Genomic DNA, 20,609 nt, shown 5'->3' with positions numbered 1-20,609 from the left:
GTGGTTTCCGGACCGGCGGGGGCGGGCACCGGCACCGGCATGGGAAACATCCGGATCGGGACCTGTGGCTGGACCGACAAGACGCTGATCCGGTCGGGGTGGTACCCGCCGGCCGCCGACACCCCGGAGAAACGCCTGGCGTACTACGCCCGCCAGTTTCCGATCGTCGAGGTCGACTCCACCTACTACGGTCCGCCGAGCGAGCAGACCACCAAACTGTGGGCGGCCCGGACCCCGGCCGGCTTCACCTTCAACATCAAGGCGTTCAGCCTGCTGACCGGGCACCCGACCAGGGTCTCGGCGCTCTACAAGGACCTGCGGCCGGACACGGCGAAGGCCAACGTCTACCCGCAGGACCTGCCGCCGCAAGCCTACGAGGAGGTGTGGAGCAGGTTCCTGACCGCGCTCGACCCGCTCGCCGAAGCCGGGAAACTCGGGGCGCTGCTCTTCCAGTTCCCGCCCTGGTTCGGCATCCGCCGGTCCAACAAGGAATTCCTGCTCGAGGTCGCGGCCCGGTGCCGGCCGCTGCGGCCGGTCTTCGAGTTCCGCAACGCGGCCTGGTTCGAAGGCGGCAACCGCGAGGAGACGCTGGGCTTTCTCAAAGACAACAATCTGGCGTACGTTGTCGTGGACATGCCGCAGGGCCACAAGTCGTCGGTGCCACCCATCCTGACCGCCACCGCCGACCTCGCCGTCGTGCGATTCCACGGGCACAGCGACAAGTGGACGAGTAAGGACATCGGCGAGAAGTTCGGATATCGATATTCCGACGAGGAACTTGCAGACTGGGTGCCGAAACTGCGCGCGCTCTCCGGCGAGGCGAAGAACACCCACGTCCTAATGAACAATTGTCTGTCGGATTATGCCCAGCGTAACGCCACCACTCTGCTCGACCTCCTCGACGACGCCGCCGTCCCCGCCCCGGCCACCTGACGCATCCCGGCGCCCGCGGCGTCCTTGCCGGCCGCCCACGCACCTGCCGTGCCCCGCCGTCCCCGGGGGGCGGGTCATCCACTGTGCGGGTGGCGCGGTTTCATCACCGGCACCCTGCTGACGGAGAGGCCGCGCCGCTCGGCCATCCGGGCCAGCACGGCGGCGTCGATCACGGCGGCGCCGCCGGGGTCGTTGTTGAAAAAGACAAAATTGTCCGGTACGTCATGAGCCGCCACCCGGTCGAGCCAGGAGGCGAGGGCCGCCCGCCCGTACCGCGGCCACGGTCGCGCCCCGCCCTCATGGAGCCGCAGGTATCCGAAGCCGGCGGTCCGCCACAGCGGGGTCACCGGCCGCCCGCCCCGATCGGCCCAGCACAGTGCCGCCCCGTGCCGCCGGAGCACCTCCTCGCACCCGGCGGTGAACCAGCTCGCATGCCGTGGCTCCACCGCCACCCGCACCCCGGCCGGGAACAACCCCAGTGTCTCGTCCAGAGCTCCGAGGTCGGCCCGCAGATTCGGCGGCAGTTGCAGCAGCACCGGCCCGAGCTTGTCCCCGAGCCCCGCCGCCCGGTCCAGAAACCGCCCCACCGGCTCGGCCGGCTCCCGCAGCCGCTTGATGTGCGTGAGATACCGGCTCATCTTCACCGCCACGACGAACCCGTCCGGCGTCCGCTCCCGCCAGTCGGCGAAGGTCTTGCGCTCCGGCAGCCGGTAGAACGCGTTGTTCACCTCCACCGTCGCGAACCGCTCGGCATAGTGCTCCAGCCATAGCCGCTGCGGCAGCCCGGCCGGATACAGGAACCCGGCGTCCTGCGCCCCCTTGCCCGGCCGCCAGTCGCGGTACTGCCACCCCGACGTTCCGATCCACAACACCCCGCCCGCATACCCACAATCGCACCGCTTCCACCGCGGCATCTCCCCCCTCCGAGGTAGGTAAGCCCCTCGGGCGCGGGATCTCCGGGCCGCACCGATCGGCGACGCTCGATCGGGAGGACGGCGGTGGGCTGTTGCCGCGGCGCACACCGTTCTGCCGGGGGAGCCGGGCGGGGCCGCTGCACGGGGAATGGTCCCGCCCGGCGCCCGGGGCGCCCCGAGAGCCGCGGCGGCGCATGAATCCGCGATGAACTTGGGCGGTCGCCTGGCCCGGGCGCCGGGCGGCGGGTAGACAGTGAGGTATGAGCGAAGAGCCCGAGACCCCCGTCGCTGCGGCGGGGGACCAGACCGGCCCCGAGTTCGACCCGGCCGGCGACTTCGAATACGACGAGGCGCACGGCGCCGGGCATCACCAGGACATCCCGGCGACCCTGGAGGAGGAGGCCGAGCGGCGTCGCACGCTGGCGGCGCCCCGCTGATCCCACGGGCGGCCGGTCGATGGTGCGGGGCAACGCCGATCCGCATGCCTCGCACGCCACCCCGCCGCGACATTCTCCGTGCGCGACCGCAGCGGCAGACATGGATGGGCGGCCACCGGTAGCCGGCGGCGGGCACCCGCTGCCGGGCTCAGCCTTGCGCGTACTGCACCGCCGTGAACAGCAGCATTGCCGTGACCAGGCCGGTCACCAGCACGGTCACCACGGTCGCGGTGTCCAGCCCGACCTTGCGCCGGTCCGCGACCGGTTTGGCGGCCACCACCGCCAGCATCGGGCAGGCCAGCAGCACCAGCAGCGCCACCACCGGCGCGGCCTGGTGCCAGTCGCCCCGGGAGGCGGCGCCGGTGCTGCGCAGAATCTGGTTCCCGATCGCGCCGAGGATGCCGCCGACCAGCCCGAAGATCACGAACAGGGTTTTCACCCCGAACGTGATCGGCCGGGCCGGCGGCGTCCACTTGACCCGTTTCTCCACCTCGGCCAGGTGCTCCTGGGCGGTCCGGTCGTCGGCCCGCTGCCGGGGGATGCTGGCCGGCGGCAGTCTGCCGAAGCGTTCCGCCACCGAACCGACCTTGTGCACGTAGTCGGACCACAGCCCGGCCGCCCGCGCGTCGACCTCTTCGAGTTCGCGCTGGGCGTCGCGGACCGCGCGGCGGGCGTCCCGGACGCGTTCCCCGGCGACCCGGACCGCCTCGTCGGCGGCGGCGTGCTGTTCGGCGTGCCAGGCGACGGCTTCGGTGCGCAGGTCGGCGGCCCGCTGGTCGAGGGTGGTGAGCCGGCGCAGCACGGTCCGATAGTCGGCCCGGTCGAAGTCGGCGCGTTCGAGATCGCTCATGAGACACCGTAGGGGATGATCACCTCGGCGCCGCGGTGCACCGAGCGGTCGAAGTGCAGCGCCCGCCAGGGCCGCGGGTACCAGTTGGGGGCGCCGGCCCCGGGGTAGTACGGGGCCAGTTCGCTGCCGTGCACGTCGAGGGCGACCCAGGCGCCGATCGGGTCGGTCCGGGAGCCCTGCCCGCCGAGGGTGTCGCGCAGCAGCCCCGCGCCGCGCCACCAGCCGAGGACGTGCAGCCGGCGTTCCGGGCCCTGGCGCAGCACGGTCCGCAGCTGGTCACCGGCGGTCTTGCCACCGGGGAGCGCATCCGCCGCGTACAGGATGATGAAGTGTGGCCGGTCGGCCGGCCAGGCGGCGGTGGACTCGGCGGCCGCGTCCTCGAGGAGCCAGTCGACGTTGGTCGCGTCGTACCATCCGCAGTCGGGGATCCTGGCGTGCAACGCCTCCGCGGCGGCCCGCGCGTCCGGGTCGAAGCAGGCGATGGAGAAGCGGGCGCCGTCTCGGGCGAACTGGGCGGCGAGGGACCGGCCGGCGGTGGCCAGCACCGCGCACGCCTCCTCGACCCGGGTGCCGAGCACGGCCAGGTTGCGGCCGGGGGCGCGCCGCAGCACGGTGCGCGCCGAGCGGGACATCACGTCGATGGTCTCGCCGAGCAGCGCGACCGGGGCGGGGGAGTCGTCGGCGACCAGAGCCCGGAAGTCGGGGTTGTCGGCGAGCCGCGGCTGCACGTCACCGTCGAACAGCCGCGGTGGCAGTTCACCGGCGGGCAGCCGGCGCCACAGCCGGTGCTGCAGCGCGCCCCACTGTTCGCGGTCGCCGGCCGCCGGGACGCGGACGACCTGGTTCGCCTCGGTCGCCCCGGAGTCCGGATTGACCACGGCGTGGTAGCGGGGCAGCGAGTCGGCGGCGGCGTTCTGTTCGGCCAGCACCCGGCGGGCCCGGGGCAGCGCGATCCGCAGCGAGAACTGGGCGACCAGCGCAGGCCGGCCCCACAGCGCCTCGATGCCGGAGATGTCCTGGCTGGCCAGGATCAGGTGGATGCCCTGCGAGCGGCCCCGGCGGGCGAGGTCTTCGAGCAGGTCGACGGCTTCGGTGGTGACGGCGTCCCGGCCGGCGAGCAGCACCTGGAACTCGTCGACGACCGCCACGATCCGCGGCCACACCCCCTGCGGGTCCTCGGCGCGCAGCTCGGCCAGGTTGGTCACCTCGTGCTGTTTCGCGGCGTCGGCGCGCCGGCGCAGCTCGGTGCCCAGGAAGCGGAGCAGCGCCAGACCGAACTCACGGTCCGTGTTGACGTTCACCCCGACGAGGCGGACGTGTGGCAGCCAGCTCTGGTCGCGGCGGCCCGGCGCGAACCGGGCGAAGGATACGCCCTCCTTGAAATCGAGCAGGTAGAACGCCAGCTCGGCGGGGGAGTAGCGGGCGGCGAGCGCACCCATCCAGGCGTAGATGAAATTTGTCTTGCCGGTGCCGGACGGCCCGGCGATCAGCGCATGCGGCGGGTAGTCGCTGAGCGTCACCATCACCCGGGTGCCCTGCGGGCTGTCGCCCAGCGGCGCGGTCAGCCCGGTCGCCGAACTCTCGCGCCACTCGTCGCCCGGATCCGGCAGCAGGCTGTCCAGCGCGACCGGCGCCGGACCGGCCGCGGCCGCTTCGGCGATCTGCCGGCAGGCGGCGGTCAGCACCGCCGGCGGCGGCCCCGGATCGAGCCGGACGGGCAGGTCACCGGCGCTGGTCATGCGCGCCTCATCGCCGGGCGCGGCGGTCACGAACTCGATGCCGGGCGCGGGATCAACCGCAAAACCATGAATGATCAAGTGTACGCCGCAGGCCGCGCCCGTTCGCAGCAGGCGCTCCACCTGCGTGCGTTCGTGCCGGTTCAGGTCGCCGGCGCCCAGCAGCACGGCGACCCGCCACGGCTCCGGCCGCCGCTTCGTCGCCGCGTGCAGCTCGCGCAGCGACGAGAACTCGCCGGCCAGCACCGTCTCGTTGATCCGCCGTACCTGGGCGACCAGGTCGTCGAGGAGCGCACCCAGCCCGTTCGGGGCGACGAAGGTGAGCACCCGGGCCGGCGCGAGCGGAGCGAAACCTGCCAGGCCGCCACCCAGGTGCTCCGGGTCGTAGCCGATCACCCGCACCGTGCCCGGCGTGCTGGTGCCCAGCGCGCGCAGCAGCAGCCCGGCCACCACGTCGTCGCCGAGTCTGCGGTCGCCTTGGACCACCACGTGCCCGTGGTCGAGCAGCTGCACCAGGGCCGGCACCTCGGGGGTCTCCGGCGCCGCGGCCGGCGCGTCGGCGTCCCACTGCCAGGGGCGTTCCGGCTCGGCCGACGGTTCCGGCGCGGCGGGCAGCAGCAGCCGGCCGATCCGCAGCTCGGCCGCGTGGGGCAGCGGAGTGGCGTCCCACGAGTGCCACAGCTCCCCGGCGGCGCCGGGCGCGGCCCGGTCGGCGGCACCGGCCGCCGCCCCGGACAGGGCGCCGAGCTCGGTGTCGTGCCACTTCTCGATCGAGCGCAGCCGCTCGTCGCGGGCGGCGGCCAGCTTGCGCTGCCGGCCCTCGGCGGCGGCCCGGACCCGCTCCTCCCGCGCCGTGGCGGCGGCCGCTTCCTGCCGGGCGGCTTCGAGAGCGTTCTCCGCGGCCCCCAGCGCGTGGGACAGCCCGGCCCGGATCTCCATGACCTGCTGCTTGGTGGATTCAGCCATGACCGGCCGGCATCGTCGTAGTTGTCCCACCCCGTGTCACCATGACCGCCACTCCCCAGGCCGCACCGCCACCCCGCCCACCCGGCGCCGCCACCATGGTCGCGGCTGGCCGTCCCCGCCGCACCACCGCGTCGGCCGACGCCGGCCCCGTGCCACCCCGGACGTGCCCCGCGCCCGCGGCGCCCGCCGGTCGTGTCCCGCCCGGCCCGCGCCGCAGTCGCCGCGCGACCACGGCGGCCCAGGCCGGCGCCGGGCGTCGTGGGAGACGCCGCGTGACCGCAGCGGTCGATGCCGGGGCCAGGTGTCGTGGGAGGCGCCGCATGGGCGCAGCGGTGCAGGTCGGCGCGGGGTGTGGCCGGGTGTGCCGCGCGGGTGTGGCGGTGGCGGCCGGATCCGGGTTTCCTCGGATGGGCGCGAGGACCGCGGGCCGGGTCATGATCGGGCCTCGCCGGCGTCGCCGTGCGGGCGCAGGGGCTCCGGGGCGTTCGGGTCGAGGGCTTCGGCGTCGCGGCCCAGGCGGGCCAACAGCACTCCGGTGAGCACGCTCGCGGTCACCGCGTTGTCCGCCGGATGGCCGGGCGGCCGCTGCCCGCCGCGCGGCGGCACCCGGCAGATCCGGTCCAGCAGCGACTCCAGCACCGACGGCGAGGTGCCCGGCAGCAGCGCCCGGACCCGGCCCTCGGCGGCCGTCCGCAACCGGGGCACATCCTCCGGCCGGGGCTCGTGGCCCAGCAGGTCGGCGGCCAGACGGTGCAGCACCGGGGCGGTCACCGCGGACAGGCCCAGGCCGGTCGATGCGGTCACCCCGTGCAATTCCCGGCCGAGGCGGGCGCGGTCACCGGAACGCACCCCGGCCGCGACGCGGCGCAGCAGGTCGGCAGAATTCGTACCCTCGATCCGCTTCTGATCCTTTGCCGCCGACTCCCCGGTGAGCTGGGCGATCCGCTCCTGCCACCACGGGCCCAGCTTCTCCGGCTCGGCCGGCGGCGCATCCGGCTCGGCGGCCGGCGGACGCGGCTCCTCCGGGCGCATGGCCTCCCGCCACTCCTGACCGCGCCGCGCCCCGGGCTCGCCGCCGAGACCCAGAACCGCGAGATAGGCCTCGATGGCGTCCTCGGCCAGGCGCAGCGCCGCCGCGGCACGCTCCGCGTGTTCGGTGGCACCACCCAGCTGGGGCACGCCGATCTCCTGATGCGACTCCTCGCGCACCCAGTTCAGCAGCTCGGTGGCGCTGCGCAGTTTCTCCAGCGCGACCAGGACCAGGCCGTCGGGTAGCTCGTCGGAGGCGGCCCGGAGCCGGGCGCCGAGTTCCTGCAGGACCGACATCGCGTCAGAGCATCGCCGTGTAGTTCTGCGCGGCCTCCACGGCGACCCGGGTCGCGGTGAAACAATCCTCGAGCGACTGGTCGGCCTGCGACAGGGAGGCGTGCGCCGTCCCCACCGCCTCATGGGCGCCACCGTCGAGCGCGGCCGCCAGGCTCTGCTGAGCCTCGCCGAGCTTCTCCCGAGCCGCCTGTATCGCCGCCTGCCCCTCGTTCACCTGCTGGACGGCGGCATCCACAGCCGCTCTGAGCTCGGCGACACTGGCCACTCGTTCGGCCTCCTGTAACTCAACCCACGTGCGTTCTCAGCGTACCGCCCGGTCCGGCGGCCACCGTTCCCGACCGTCCGGTTTTGACAAACCACGGACACAAAGACGCACTCACAGTCCGACGATCGACTCCGGTGATCGCCCTGCTGGTGCCGCCTCCGGGACACCGTCCATTGTGGATCATGCCGGATCGGGTCCGGAGGCCGCCCCCGCGGACGACCCCGTTCCCCGGTGATGCCCGCACCGGCCGCCGGCCAATCCACCCGGTAGTGCCTGCTTGCCGGAATCGTCCCTCGCCGGGGTGTTCGGCGGCGCCCGTTCGGGGGGCGGTGCGTGCGTCGCCGCCGGCTGTCCGGCCACGCGTCGCACGGGGGTGGGGTCAGCGGGGGACTGCGGAGGGGCCGCGGACCTCGGCGCCCAGGGCGGTCACCCGGTCGCGCAGGCCCCGGTCCGCGGTGATCACGACGATGTGGCGGCTGCCCTGCTCGGCGTGGACCAGGTCGACGATCCTATCGTCGCCGGAGCCGGGGGCGCGGGCGATGCGGACGCCGGCCGTGGCTGCCGGGATGTCCCGGGCTTTGCCCTCGACGACCAGGATGAGCTCGACCGGGCCGGGTAGCCCGCCGAGCCCGGCGGCCGGGATCGGGGCCAGGTTGTCGCGGAGGCGGGCGGCGGCACCGGCCCGATCGCGCCACCACCCGTCCGGGACGGAGCCGACGACGTTGGCGCCGTCGACGATGACCAGCGGGGTCAGTGGTGCCGATGTGGCCGCCGGTGCCGCGGCGCCGACGGCGGCGGGTGGCGAAGTCGGCTGAGGCGTGCGTTCACCGGACACGGCGGCCTTTGATGTGGCTCCCTGAAACGGGGACTCCGGGCAGGTCGGCCCCGCCGGGGCCGCCGGGGGGACCGGCCGGGACGCGGCCTCCGCGGAGGCCGGCCGAGTCGGGGACCCCGGGGAGGGTGGCTGCGGCGGGGACTTCGCTGACGCGGGTGCCGGCTCGGGGAAGGACGGCTCGCGGAAGACCGGTGTCAGGGGTCCGGGAGCGGGCTTCGGGGAGTCGGGCATGAAGTTGAGTCTACTCCTGTCAACTTTTTGCCGGATCCGGGAATCAACGTCCCGTTTCCCGCGCTGTTGACAGTCGGCGGCGGGCGTTTGCCCCCACCGGACCCGGGTAGGCCCCGGGTGCGGGCCGCTGGTGGAAGTACCAGGAGAAGAGAGACTGATGAGCATCGGACCGATGGGGCCGGGTGGACCCGGTCAGTGGGACGACCTGTTCGCGCGCTTCTTCGGTGCGGCGGAGCCGCGCCGGGCGGCGCAGCGGATCGATATCGCGCGCTACATGAGCAACGACGCCCGCCGGGTGCTGGCCGACGCCGCGCGGCGGGCCGCCGACCTCGGGGCCGGCGACGGCCTCGCCGACCTCGATACCGATCATCTGCTCTGGGCCGTTCTGCAGCAGGAGCCGATGAAGCAGACCGTGCGCCGGGCCGGCGCCGACCCGCAGACCCTGCTCGCCGAGCTGGAGGCGCGACTGGGTGACGACGCGTCGCGGACCGCGGCGGCGAACCGGCGGGCCGACATGGGCGCCGACCGCGACGGGCCGGAGCAGGTCGCGCTGACCCCGGCCGCCAAGCGGGCGCTGCTGGACAGCCTGCAGATCTCCCGAGCCGTGGGCGCCTCCTACATCGGCCCGGAGCACATCCTGATGGCGCTCGGGCTGAACACCGACTCGGCGGCCGGGCGGATGCTGGCCGGCCGGCTCGACCCCCGGGCCATCCCGAACCCGGAGACCCCGGCCGGTCCGCCCGGTGGCGGCCAGGGCGGTTCCCGGGGCGGCGGGCGTGGCGGCGCGGCGGCGACCCCGACGCTGGAGCAGTTCGGTGTGGACCTGACCGAGGTGGCCCGGCGCGGCGAGATCGACCCGGTGATCGGCCGGGCCGACGAGATCGAGCAGGCCGTGGAGATCCTGTCCCGGCGCACCAAGAACAATCCGGTGCTGATCGGCGAGGCCGGGGTCGGCAAGACCGCGATCGTCGAGGGCCTGGCCCAGCGGATCGTGGACGGCGAGGTGCCGCTCACCCTGCAGGACAAGCGGGTGGTGCAGCTGGACCTGGCCGGCCTGGTGGCAGGCACCCGGTACCGCGGCGACTTCGAGGAGCGGCTGCGGAAGATCATCGACGAGATCCAGGCGTCCGGGGACGGCCTGATCGTGTTCATGGACGAGATCCACACCCTGGTCGGCGCCGGTGGCGGCGGTGAGGGCGGCGGGATGGACGCCGGCAACATGCTCAAGCCGGCCCTGGCCCGCGGGCAGCTGCGGGTGATCGGCGCGACCACGCTGGACGAGTACCGCAAGCACATCGAGAAGGACGCGGCACTGGCCCGGCGGTTCCAGCCGGTGCTGGTCGGCGAGCCGTCGGTGGAGGACGCGGTGGCGATCCTGCGCGGGCTGCGGGACAACTACGAGGCGCACCACCAGGTGCGGATCACCGATGAGGCGCTGGACGCGGCGGCCGAGCTGTCCGACCGGTACGTCACCGACCGGTTCCTGCCGGACAAGGCGATCGACCTGATCGACCAGGCCGGCGCCCGGGTGCGGCTGCGGGTGAAGACGCCGGACAAGAACCTGCGCGAGCAGGAGTGGCAGCTGGAGCAGCTGTCCCGGGACCGGGACCAGGCGGTGCACGCGGAGAACTACGAGGTCGCCTCGCAGCTGCGGGATCGGATCAACGAGCTCAAGGCGCGGATCGCCGGAGCCGGGGCGGGCGAGGACGGCGTGCCCCGGGTGACCGCGGCCGACGTGGCCGAGGTGGTGTCCCGGGCGACCGGGATCCCGGTGGCGCAGCTGACCGAGGCCGAGCGGGACCGTCTGCTGCGCCTCGAACAGCACCTGCACGAGCACGTGATCGGACAGGACGACGCGGTGGTCGCGGTCGCCGAGGCGGTCCGCCGCTCGCGGGCCGGGTTGGGTGACCCGGACCGGCCGGTCGGCAGCTTCCTGTTCCTCGGCCCGACCGGGGTCGGCAAGACCGAGCTGGCGCGCTCGCTGGCCGAGGCGCTGTTCGGCGAGGCGGACCGGATGATCCGGCTGGACATGAGCGAGTTCCAGGAGCGGCACACGGTGTCCCGGCTGGTCGGGGCGCCGCCCGGATACGTCGGCTACGACGAGGCCGGGCAGCTGACCGAGGCGGTGCGGCGCCGGCCGTACAGCGTGGTGCTGCTCGACGAGATCGAGAAGGCACACCCGGACGTGTTCAACATCCTGCTGCAGGTGCTCGACGACGGGCGGCTGACCGACAGCCAGGGGCGCACGGTCAGTTTCAAGAACACCGTGTTGATCATGACGAGCAACCTGGGGTCGGACCTGATCAGCGGGACCACCCGCAGCGTGGGCTTCGGCGGCGGCGAGAACGGCCGCTCGCCGGAGGACGAGCTGCGGGACCGGCTGGACCGGCGGCTCAAGGAGCAGCTGCGGCCGGAGTTCATCAACCGGATCGACGAGATCATCATCTTCCGGCAGCTGGAGACCGACCAGCTGCGGAAGATCACCGAGATGCTGCTGGAGTCGACCCGGCGGCGGCTGCACGGGCAGGACGTCACGCTGGAGCTGACCACGGCGGCGGTGGACTGGCTGGCCGACCGCGGGTATCAGCCCGAGTTCGGCGCCCGGCCGCTGCGCCGGACGATCCAGCGGGAGCTGGACAACCGGCTGTCGAGGATGCTGCTCGCGGCGGACCTGGCGCCGGGGCAGACGGTGACGGTCGACGTCCGCGACGGCGAGCTCGCCTTGGAGGTGTCGTCCCCGGCGAAGGTCACGGCTCGATAGCCGCCGGGAGCCGGGTGCCCGCCCGGCCGTCGTCAGCACCTCGCCGCACCGGATCCTCCGGCGCGCCGCCGGCCTGCGGATAGCATTCCGTGGCCGGCGGCGCGGGCCGCGGAGTCGGAGCGGGAGGACCCGGTGGCACGCGAGGTGACGGCTGGGCTGCCCGGACCGGGCGACGGGCTGCCCGGACCGGGCGACATGGTCCTGGTCACCGGCGAGCCCGGAGCCGGCAAGTCCGCCCTGCTGGAGGACGCCGGCCGGCACTGGGACGGAGCCGTGTTCCGGACCGCGGGCACGGCCGCCAGCGCCGCCGAGCCGCTGGCGGCGGCCGGCGTCCTGCTACCGGGCTGGTCTCCGGCGGACGCCGGTGCCGCCGCGGTGCGCGCCGGCGTCGGCCGTATCCGCGAACTGGCGAACGGCCGCCCGGTGCTGGTGGTGGTCGACAACGCGAACCATGTGGCCCCGGAGTCGGCGGCGTTGCTGCGCCGGGTGGCGCCGGTCCGGGCCGCCTGGTTGCTGGCCTGCCCCGACGGCACCGAGCCGCCGGCCCGGCTCACCGAGGGCCGCCAGGTGCGCCGCGTCGTGGTGGCACCGCTGGGGCTGGAGCCGGCCCGCCGGTTGGCGGCCGGGCTTCTCGGCGGCCCGGTCGACGGGCTGACCGCGCACCGGATCTGGCGGAGCTCCGGCGGCAACCCGCGTCTGCTGACGCATCTGGTGCTGGAAGGCCACGCCGCCGGCGCGCTGGCCGAGCGGGCCGGCGTGTGGCGCTGGACCGGCGCCCCGCCTTCCGGGCCCGGGCTGCGCGACCTGCTGCTCGCGGTGACCGGGCAGCTCAGCGAGCGGGAGGTGACCGCGCTGGAATACCTGGCCTGCGCCGAGGGAGCGCCCGTGGGCCTGCTGTCCGGGCTGGTGGACCCGGCGGCCGTCGACGGTCTCCGGCGGCGCCGGCTGGTCGAGTTCGGCGCCGGCTCGATGATTATCCTGAGTCGTCCGCTGTACGCACAGGCGGTCTGCGCCCCGCGGAGCGCGCTCCGCCGTCGCCGCATCCACCAGGAACTGGTGGCCGCCGCCACGGCGACCGGTTCCGCGGTGCCGGCGGTGCTGCTGACCGAGTGGCGGGTACGTGCCGGGGAGACCGTGCCGGCCGCCACGCTCGCCGCCGCCGCCCGGCGGGCGCTGGCCGAGGGCGACGCGCGCGCGGCCGAGCGGCTGGCCCGGGTCGCCGGCGACGTGGCCCTGCTGGGCCGGGCCCTGGTCGCGCGGGACCGACCGGTCGAGGCGGAGGAGGCGTTGCGGCAGACGGCCTGCGCGCAGGTACGGGCGCTGAACCGGCTCTGGGGCCTGCGCCGGGCCGAGCCGCCGGCCGTGACCGCCGGCCCCGCCGCCCAGGCCGCCGCGCTCTTCGTGCCCGGTGTGCCGGCGACGGCGGCGACGGCAGTCGACAGTGCCGATCCGGTGCTGGCCGCCGCGGACGCGGCGCTCACCACGTTCCGTCTCGTCTTCGCCGGGGCGCCCGAGCGGGTGGTCCGGGAGAATCGCGAGCTGCCGCGCCTGTGGCCCTCGATGCGCGGCGCGGCGGCCGCCTGCCGGGTGCACGCCCTGGTGCTCACCGGGCGGATGACCGCGGCCCGGGACACCGCCCGGGCGTACTACGAAGCGGCCGTGGCCGGCGGCGAGCCGGCCGAACTGGCACCGCTGGCGCTGCAGCGCGGGGTGTGCGAGTGGTGGGCCGGCAGCCCGCGACGGGCCATGCCCTTCCTGCGCGAGGCGATGGCACTGGTGGACGATCGGGTGCCGTTCCCGATCCGGGCCTACGTCCGCAGCGAGTACGCGGTCTGCCTGGCCGCCCTCGGCGACGGACCGCAGGCGTACCGACTGATCGCCGCCCTGCGCACCGAGCAGAGCGCCGGGCCCGGGCTGGACGGGCAGCTCCGCACGACCGAACTGCAGGTCATGGCGTTGACCGGCCGGTATGTGCACGCCGCGGACCTGGCCGTCGCGCTGGCCGCCGACCTGGTGGCCACCGGTCGGGACACCGAGCGGGTGGAGGCGCTGTACCTGGCCTGCCGCCTGCGTCCGTCCCGGGCCGTCGCGGCCGGCCTGGCAGCCGCCGTGGACGCCGCCGACAGCCCGTTCTTCCCACTGCTCGCCCGGCACGCGGTGGCGCTCGCCGAGGGGGACGGCGCGGAGCTGATCCGGTGTGCGGACGCGTTCGAGCGCAGTGGGTATCCGGGGCTGGCCGCCGAGGCGTGCGCCGGTGTCGACGAGGCCCGGGCGCGGCGCCTGGTCGACAGCTGCGACGGTTTCCGGCCCGCCTGGCTGCCCGGCCGCTCGGGGCCGGCGACGCTGACCGGCCGGGAGCGTGAGGTGTGCGAGCTCGCCGCCGCGGGACTGTCCAACGCGTCGATCTCGCAACGGCTCGGCATCTCGGTGCGGACCGTCGGCAACCACCTGCAGCGGGCGTACGAGAAACTGCACCTCACCGGGCGCCGCGACCTGGGCGCCGCGCTCGGCCTCAGCTGACCGGAGCCAGCGCGGCGGCCAGTTCCTGCCGCCCGCGGACGCCCAGCTTGGCGTAACCACGGGCCAGGTGGTTGGTCACCGTGCGTACGGCGATCCCCATCCGCTGCGCGATCTGCCGGTTGTCGAGTCCGGCGGCAGCCAGCTCACAGGCCTGCCGTTCGCGCGCGCCCAGCCGCACCGGCCCGGGCGGGAACCGCAACCAGGCCGGCCGGAAACCGTCGCAGGCCAGCGTCAGCCGGGCGGCGACCCGCGCGCCCTCGGCGGTGCCCCGGTCGTCGCCGTCGCGCCGGGCCAGCCCCGCCGCGGCCGCCACCGCCTCGAGCGCGAAGCCGGAGTAGCCGCCCGCCTCGAACCGATCGGCCACCTCGCGCAGGCCGGCCCGGTCCGCGCCGGCGAGCGCCGTGGCGTGCGCGGCGAACAGCTCGAACAGCTCCCCGTCGCAGCGGCGTGCCACCGCGGCCAGCCGGTTCGCGACATCCGGGTCCCCGGTCAGCCGGGCGGCCAGGTAGTAGCCCTCGGCCGCGCTGGTCAGCCGCCCTTCCCGCAGGTTGCCGGCGGCGCGGCGCACCGCGGCTTCCGCGGCCCTGGACAGCTCCCCGGTCAGCGCCAGCACCCGGATCTCCCCGACGAGCAGATGGTTGCGCAGCCGGCCGCCGGCGGGCAGGGCGGCTCGCGCGCCGGCCAGCATGCGCAACGCCCGCCCACCCTCCCCCACGGCGGCCAGGCAGACGGCGTACTCGCTGGTCACGTATGCCTGCACCGGGTACGGCACCCGATCGTCGAGCAGCGCGGCCGCCTCCCGCAGGAACGGCAACGCCCGGGCCGGGCTGCCCGCCCACCACTCGCACACCCCGCGCTGCATCGCCAGCGGGGCGACCTCGGCCGGTTCCCCGCCGGTGACGGCCATGTCGTAGTACTCCGCCGCGACCTCCCGGGCCCGCGCGAGCCGCCCGGTGAGCACCAGGGCGTGCACCTGGCAGGCGGCCGCTGAGCCGCGCATCGACGGCCACACCAGGTCGGCGGCGTGCTCCGCGGCGATCCGGCCCGGCCGGCCTGTGAAGATCATTCGGTAGCCCCGGACGGCGGCGGCCGTGCTGGCCAGCAGCGGATGCCGGATCGGCGCACTGCGCACCGGCACGCCACCGCCGACCGTGGTGAACAGCGCCAAGGCCTCGCCGGCCAGTTCGAGCTCCGGCGGGTACGGCGGCTGCGCCGCGGCGAACGCCTCCCGCGCCACCCGGGCCGCTTCCTGGGGCCGGCGCAGCCCCCACAGCAGATTGACGATCCGCAGTGCGCGCGACGACGGCGGCAGCGCCGCGCCGATCCGGGCGAACAGCTCCTCGGCGTCGGTCACCCGGCCCTGTACGAGCAGGGCCTGGGCCCGGACGTCCGCGTGCGCCACCGAGTCGCCGGCGCCGGCCAGCCGGTGCGCCAGGTCGGCGTCGCCGCGAGCCAGTGCGATTCGCGCGTGCGCCACGCGCCGCCCGGGCGCGACGGCCAGACCACCGCGCACCAGCCAGTCCACCGTCCGCACCGGATCCGCACGGGCCGCCGTCGCGGCGCCGGCCAGCTCGCGCAGGAGCCGGGAACGGTCCGTGGGGGCGAGCTGTTCCCGGAGCAACGCCGCGTACAACGGCTGGCTCAGTCGCAGGACCGCCTCGCCGCCGGCCGGCTCCAGCCGGATGATCTCGTGTTCCTCCAGCACCTCCAGCGTGCGGGCATCGACCAGCCGCTCCAGCACCGGGACCGGCACCGGACCGGCCACGGCGAGGTACCGGGCGGCGGTGGTCGGCGGGGTGCCGGTCAGCGCCGTCACCGTGTCACGGACCGCGTCCAGCGGCAGCCGGCCGGACCAGCGCCACGTGCCGGCCCGCCGGATCAGCGTCCCGCTCGCCGGCGCCGCCGCCAGCAGCGCGCGCAACAGCCCCGGGTTTCCCTGGCTGTACCGCAGCAGCTCGGCCACCGTCACCGCATCGGCGCGTCCGCCGAGGGTGGCGGTGACCACGGCGGCGATGCCGGCCGCGGTCAGTGGCGGCACGGGCTCGCGTCGCAACGTTCCCCGCCGCAGCAGCGGCGCGACCGGTGCGGCGCAGGTGGCGCTGCTCGGCGCGGTGGCCAGGAGCCGCGCCACCTGAGCGTCGGCGAGGTGCTCGACGAGGTGGACGGTGTCCGTGGGCAGCAGGTGCAGGTCGTCCACGGCGAGCACCAGCGGGCGGTCGACCGCGCGGCGGCGCAGCGCGCGGGTCGTGGCGGCATACCGCCGCGGCGCCGGTGCTGCCGACGGTGCCGGCAGATCGTCCGGCCGGAGCACCACGGCCCGCCCGGAACAGGCCTGTGCCACCAGAGCGAGCAGCCGGGTCCGGCCGATCCCGGGCGGACCGGTCAGCAGGATGCCACCGGGCGGCGGCGCGCCGGTCAGCATCGCCGCCAACCGGCCGGCCAGCGGATCCGGCATCGGCGCGATCCCTTCTGCTCGGTGGTCGCGGGCCAGCGTGCCGGGACCCGGTGTCCCGGCGCAACCGGACGATGGCGAATTGAGCAGCGATTACTCAGGTGGTCGGGCGTCGCGGTGCACCACCATGGGCAGGCCCCGCGATCTGGAAGGACCGAATCGTTGACCTCCCGTACACCCCGACGAAGCCGGTGGGGTCTGCTCGCCGCCGGCATCCTCGCCGTCACCCTGGCCGGGCTCGGCGTGCCGCTGGCGCTGGCCGGCACCGGACGACCCGCGGCCACCGGCCCCACCCGTGCCGGGCTGCTCACCACGCTGGACTGGGAGAACGCCGCCGATCGGGCGCTCCCGCCGCCCGGCTGGCAGCGGCAGTACTGTTGCGCCAAGTCGCTGCAGGTCGTCACCGACCCGGTGCGCGACGGCGGGCACGCCGTGCAGTTCACCCTGGACCGCGGCGACCCGCACGTCTCCAGCAGCACCCGCAGCGAGCTCAGCCAGCCCGACCGGCAGCCCCCCGGGCTGGACCGGTGGTACGGGTTCAGCGTCCATCCGGCGCGCGACTGGACGGTGGACCGCTCCTCGGAGATCGTCAGCCAGTGGCATCAGCAGAGCGACAACGGGTCTCCGCCGCTCGCCCTGCTGACCAACAGGGGGGATTGGAAGATCGACTTTCGGGGCGAGATGATCGACCTCGGCACCTATCGGACCGTTAGCTGGACCGACTGGGTCTTCCACGTCGTCTGGCGCACCGACACCTCCGGCGTCCTGCAGGTGTGGCGCGACGGCAGCCTGGTGCTCGACCGCAAGGGCCGCACCCACGACGACGCGGCGCACTCCCCGTACTTCAAGTTCGGCATCTACAAGTGGGACTGGGACGGGCGGCCGAAGGTTTCCGACACCAGCCACCGCAGCCTCTTCTACGACGCTCTGCGGATCGGGGACCAGCGGGCCGGCTACGCCGGGGTCGCCCCGGGCGGCACGGTTGCGGTGTCCCCGCCGCCATCCGCCGGCTCGCCGGGCCCGAGCGGGACGACGCCGTCCGATCCGGCGTACTCGGTGGTCCCGGCGACGCAGAAGATCGCCCGCCGGTCCACCGTCACCGGCACACCCCGGGCCGTCCTGGCCGGCGCCCGCAACGAGTTCGTCTCCTTCCAGGTCGTCCTCGCCGGTGGTCAGCGCGGCGTGTCGGTGGCGCCGGGCCGGGCGCTGAGCGGATCCGGCGGGACCATCCCGAACAGTGCTGTGACGATCTACCGCGAGGACTATTACACGACCAGGCAGGCGTCGGCCGGTGGGCGTGCCGTGGGTGCCTGGCCGGACGCCCTGATCCCCGCGGTGGACCGGCTCTACGGCGAACGCCGCAACGCGTTCCCGGTGGACGTCCCGGCCGGGGAGAACCGGGTCGCCTTCGTCGACGTGCTGGTGCCCGCGGGCCAGGCGGCCGGCGGATACGACGGCTCGCTGACCGTCACCGGCAGCCGGGGCCGCGCCGACCTGCCGATCCACCTGGACGTGCACGGTTTCACCCTGCCCGCCACCTCGTCGCTGCGATCGCTCTGGAGCATCGGCTGGTCGACCGGCTGCGACGCGCTCCACGGCTCGTGCGACGCGTGGTCCAGCGCCGCGAACCTGCAGCGTGCCTGGCGCACCAACGCGGACTTCGCCCGGCTCGCCCTGGACGATCGGATGACCGTCGCCAACGCGCAGTTCCAGCCTCCGGCCCCGGGCAGTCAGCGGGCCGCCTTCGACCGGTATCTGCTGCCGCTGCTGCGCGGCACCGCGCAGACCCAGCTTCCCGGCGCCCGGCTGACCACGGTGGCGGTCGATCCCCAGCAGGTGCGGGTCTGGAAGGCGGTCGCCGATGCCGAGGGCTTCGCCGACCGGGCCGTGACCTACGACGCGCACGACTGCGACGAGCCGGGCAGCCGCGCGGCCAGGTGGAACGCCTGCCGCGCCGCCGTCGCCGGGTACAAGAAGGCGTGGCCCGGCCTGCCGAACGTGATGACCGCCGAGCTGTCCGACGTCGACCGGTACGACCCTCGGCACGTCGTCACCGACATCGTCACCCCCGTGGTGGACCACTTCGACGACAGCTCCGGGGACCAGCCGGCCGCGTACCGGGCGTTCGCGGCACGACCCGGCAAACAGATGTGGCTCTACACCTCGTGTGACGTGTCCGGTTGCGGTGGCGCCGACGAGCAGGACGCCGAGCTCCGTCTGCCCTGGGTCGACTACACGATCGACACGCAGGCGGCGCAGAACCGGGCGATGGGGTGGCTCGCCTACCGGTACCGGGCCACCGGTGAGCTGTACTACTCGACGACCCAGCAGCTGGGCACCGCGTGGACCGACCAGTGGGGCTTCGGCGGCAACGGCGACGGCACGCTGTTCTACCCGGGGACGACGGCCCGCATCGGGGGAAGCACGCCGATCCCGCTGGAGTCGCTGCGGATGAAGATGATCCGCAACGGCTATCAGGACTACGAATACCTGCGCCTGGCCGACCGGGCGGGCCGGTCCGCCGCGGCGCGGGGGGTGGCCGCCCGGCTGTACCCGTCGATGCACGCGGCCGCTCCGGCACCGGCGTCGATCGAGGCCGCCCGGGCGGAGCTGATCACCCTGATCGAGGGCCGGCCGGTGGCCGCCCGATGAGCGCGGGCGTGGGCGGGGAACGCCTCCGCCCACGCCACGGCCCACCCCGGACGATCGTCAGGCGACCGCCACCGTCGGATGATCCTGACTCCACGCCACATATCCGGCATTCCGGTTGATAACGTCCTGATACGCCTCGCGGGCCAGTTCCAGCACCTGCGGCGCCGAGCGCGCCGCCGGCGAGTCCGGATGCCAGCCGAGGATCAGCCGCCATCGCAGCGGCGCCCCCTTCAGCGGCCGCGTCGTCAGGCCGGCCGGCGGCCGGAACGTCGGCTGGCACAGCCCCAGCGCGACCCCCAGCTCCACCATGTCGATGCAGGCCCGCGCGTCGGCCTCGAGCACCCGGCGCGGCGCGAAACCGGCCCGGGCGCAGGCGGTCGCGAAACAGGTCTCGAAGCAGCCGTCGCCGGCCGCCGCCGACCACTGCTCGTCGGCGAGTTCGCCGAGGTCGACCTCGGCCCCCTTGGCCTGCGGATGGTCCTCGGGCATCAGCACGCACACCGCGTCGACCGCGATGGTGTCCCAGACCAGCCCGTAGTCCGCCGAGGGCAGCGCGTCGCCGCACACCCCGACCTGGGCGAAGTCGAGTTTGCCGTTGAGCACCATGGTGGCCAGCTCGTCGACGTAGTACGAGGCGTAGGTCGAGATCTGCGCCTCCGGCCGGGCGGCGGACAGCCGGTGCAGCAGGTGGGCGAAGACCGGCCCGCCGATCGCGCCCATCCGGTAGCGGCTCATCGTGGAGCCACCCCCGGCCGCCAGCCGGGCCGCCTCGTCCTGCAGGCCTTTCATCGCCGGCAGCAGCACCCGGGCCCGGGACAGCACGAGCTCGCCGAGTGCGGTGGGCCGTGCGCCGCGCCGGTCCCGGTCGAACAGGGGACCGCCGAGGGTGCGCTCGATCCGCTGCAGTTGGGCGGTGAGCGCGGGTTGGGCCAGGCCGAGTTGTGACGCGGCCTTGGTGACGCTGCCGGTCTCCGCGATGGCGCAGACCACCTTCAGATGCCGCAGCTCAAGGTTCATAGCGTGACGTTAGGACCAGAAAGGGATCGAAGGCTAGCCCTGTAACCCGTGACAAACTTGTTAAGTAACGGGAGTAAACATCCGAAAACTACAGATCTTTCGCGTACGTCGTACGTGCCGTCGCCACGTCCCGGAGCTTGTCGACCACGCCGAGCAGCGGATCCACGATCTTGTTCCACGGCGGCGTGACCGGGGTGGACGGGTGCGGCCGGGTCGGCGCGGCCTCCTGCGCGGTCTCCACCCGGTTGCCCAGCCGGATCATGTCCTCGATCGGCACCATCTGCTCCAGCAGCGGGAACAGCTCGTCCGAGTCGGCCTCGACGTGCCGGCGCACCGCCGCCCGCAGCGTGCCCATCTCCACCCCGTCGCGCATCATCACCAGCAGCTCACGGTCCTCGGCCAGCTCGCGGTCGGCGATCCGGTCGCCGTCCGGCACCGCCGTGCGGACCGCCGGGTAGAGATACTGCTCCTCGGCCGACAGGTGCCGGGACAGGGTGGCGATCAGCACGTCGCGGGCCCGACCGGACTCGTCGGTCAGCGCCCGGTCGGTCAGGCTGAGGATCTGCCGGTGCTGCTCGGACAGGACATCGACGACGTTACGCCCGGAGGTGGCGCCGGCCACCGGCGGCAGCGGCGGAAGATTCACGTCAGACATGACCGCGCCGGTACCCGTTCCGCCTCTCCCGCCAAACGTCTGTGACATCCGGCTGGTAA

At 74.4% G+C, this 20,609-nt stretch carries 14 protein-coding genes; 5 read left to right on the top strand and 9 right to left on the bottom strand.

What is annotated here, in order from left to right:
- Window positions 1–39: 39 nt before the first annotated feature.
- A complete protein-coding gene (locus ACSP50_RS25880; RefSeq protein ID WP_014692248.1) occupies window positions 40–933 on the top strand; it encodes a DUF72 domain-containing protein in 894 nt (297 codons plus the stop codon).
- 74 nt (window positions 934–1,007) lie between these two features.
- On the opposite strand, the gene ACSP50_RS25875 is transcribed toward ACSP50_RS25880, so the two are convergent.
- Window positions 1,008–1,805: a DUF72 domain-containing protein gene (locus ACSP50_RS25875; RefSeq protein WP_043512193.1), complete on the bottom strand. Its 798-nt coding sequence runs from the start codon at window positions 1,803–1,805 to the stop codon at window positions 1,008–1,010.
- 302 nt (window positions 1,806–2,107) lie between these two features.
- On the opposite strand from ACSP50_RS25875, the gene ACSP50_RS42290 reads away from it, so the two are divergent.
- Window positions 2,108–2,284 (top strand): hypothetical protein, encoded by a 177-nt coding sequence (locus tag ACSP50_RS42290; RefSeq protein WP_014692246.1) that lies wholly within the window; start codon window positions 2,108–2,110, stop codon window positions 2,282–2,284.
- Window positions 2,285–2,432: 148 nt separating this feature from the next.
- Here ACSP50_RS42290 and ACSP50_RS25870 read toward each other — a convergent pair whose 3' ends face one another.
- The 5 genes from ACSP50_RS25870 to ACSP50_RS25850 form a co-directional block, all read right to left on the bottom strand.
- The gene (locus tag ACSP50_RS25870; RefSeq protein WP_014692245.1) at window positions 2,433–3,134 is read right to left on the bottom strand and encodes a hypothetical protein; all 702 of its coding nucleotides are present in this window, start codon (window positions 3,132–3,134) and stop codon (window positions 2,433–2,435) included.
- The gene (locus ACSP50_RS25865; RefSeq protein WP_014692244.1) at window positions 3,131–5,836 is read right to left on the bottom strand and encodes an FtsK/SpoIIIE domain-containing protein; all 2,706 of its coding nucleotides are present in this window, start codon (window positions 5,834–5,836) and stop codon (window positions 3,131–3,133) included. The genes ACSP50_RS25870 and ACSP50_RS25865 overlap by 4 nt, the downstream gene beginning before the upstream one ends.
- A 432-nt stretch (window positions 5,837–6,268) precedes the next feature.
- A complete protein-coding gene (locus tag ACSP50_RS25860) occupies window positions 6,269–7,162 on the bottom strand; it encodes a hypothetical protein (protein ID WP_014692243.1) in 894 nt (297 codons plus the stop codon).
- A 4-nt stretch (window positions 7,163–7,166) separates the two neighbouring features.
- Window positions 7,167–7,427: a hypothetical protein gene (locus ACSP50_RS25855; protein ID WP_014692242.1), complete on the bottom strand. Its 261-nt coding sequence runs from the start codon at window positions 7,425–7,427 to the stop codon at window positions 7,167–7,169.
- A 379-nt stretch (window positions 7,428–7,806) separates the two neighbouring features.
- Window positions 7,807–8,181 (bottom strand): hypothetical protein, encoded by a 375-nt coding sequence (locus tag ACSP50_RS25850; RefSeq protein WP_043515425.1) that lies wholly within the window; start codon window positions 8,179–8,181, stop codon window positions 7,807–7,809.
- A gap of 484 nt (window positions 8,182–8,665) precedes the next feature.
- Between ACSP50_RS25850 and ACSP50_RS25845 the strand changes: the two genes are divergently transcribed.
- The gene (locus ACSP50_RS25845; protein ID WP_043512191.1) at window positions 8,666–11,254 is read left to right on the top strand and encodes an ATP-dependent Clp protease ATP-binding subunit; all 2,589 of its coding nucleotides are present in this window, start codon (window positions 8,666–8,668) and stop codon (window positions 11,252–11,254) included.
- Between the two features lie 132 nt (window positions 11,255–11,386).
- A complete protein-coding gene (locus ACSP50_RS25840) occupies window positions 11,387–13,774 on the top strand; it encodes a LuxR C-terminal-related transcriptional regulator (RefSeq protein ID WP_014692239.1) in 2,388 nt (795 codons plus the stop codon).
- On the opposite strand, the gene ACSP50_RS43135 is transcribed toward ACSP50_RS25840, so the two are convergent.
- The gene (locus ACSP50_RS43135) at window positions 13,767–16,229 is read right to left on the bottom strand and encodes a LuxR C-terminal-related transcriptional regulator (RefSeq protein ID WP_014692238.1); all 2,463 of its coding nucleotides are present in this window, start codon (window positions 16,227–16,229) and stop codon (window positions 13,767–13,769) included. The two genes, ACSP50_RS25840 and ACSP50_RS43135, sit on opposite strands and share 8 nt — an antisense overlap.
- Before the next feature lie 159 nt (window positions 16,230–16,388).
- Here ACSP50_RS43135 and ACSP50_RS43130 point away from each other — a divergent pair, with 159 nt between their 5' ends.
- Window positions 16,389–18,878 carry a heparin lyase I family protein gene (locus ACSP50_RS43130; protein WP_014692237.1) on the top strand — a complete coding sequence of 830 codons (2,490 nt, stop codon included), beginning with the start codon at window positions 16,389–16,391 and terminating at the stop codon, window positions 18,876–18,878.
- Between the two features lie 57 nt (window positions 18,879–18,935).
- Here ACSP50_RS43130 and ACSP50_RS25825 read toward each other — a convergent pair whose 3' ends face one another.
- Window positions 18,936–19,895, bottom strand: a complete 960-nt coding sequence (locus tag ACSP50_RS25825) for a LysR family transcriptional regulator (protein ID WP_014692236.1) — start codon at window positions 19,893–19,895, stop codon at window positions 18,936–18,938.
- An 88-nt stretch (window positions 19,896–19,983) separates the two neighbouring features.
- Window positions 19,984–20,550: a hemerythrin domain-containing protein gene (locus ACSP50_RS25820; protein WP_014692235.1), complete on the bottom strand. Its 567-nt coding sequence runs from the start codon at window positions 20,548–20,550 to the stop codon at window positions 19,984–19,986.
- Window positions 20,551–20,609: the final 59 nt, after the last annotated feature.

Source organism: Actinoplanes sp. SE50/110 (genome assembly GCF_900119315.1).
In the GTDB taxonomy this organism is placed as follows: Bacteria; Actinomycetota; Actinomycetes; order Mycobacteriales; family Micromonosporaceae; genus Actinoplanes.
This window is presented reverse-complemented; position numbering and strand designations above follow the sequence as displayed.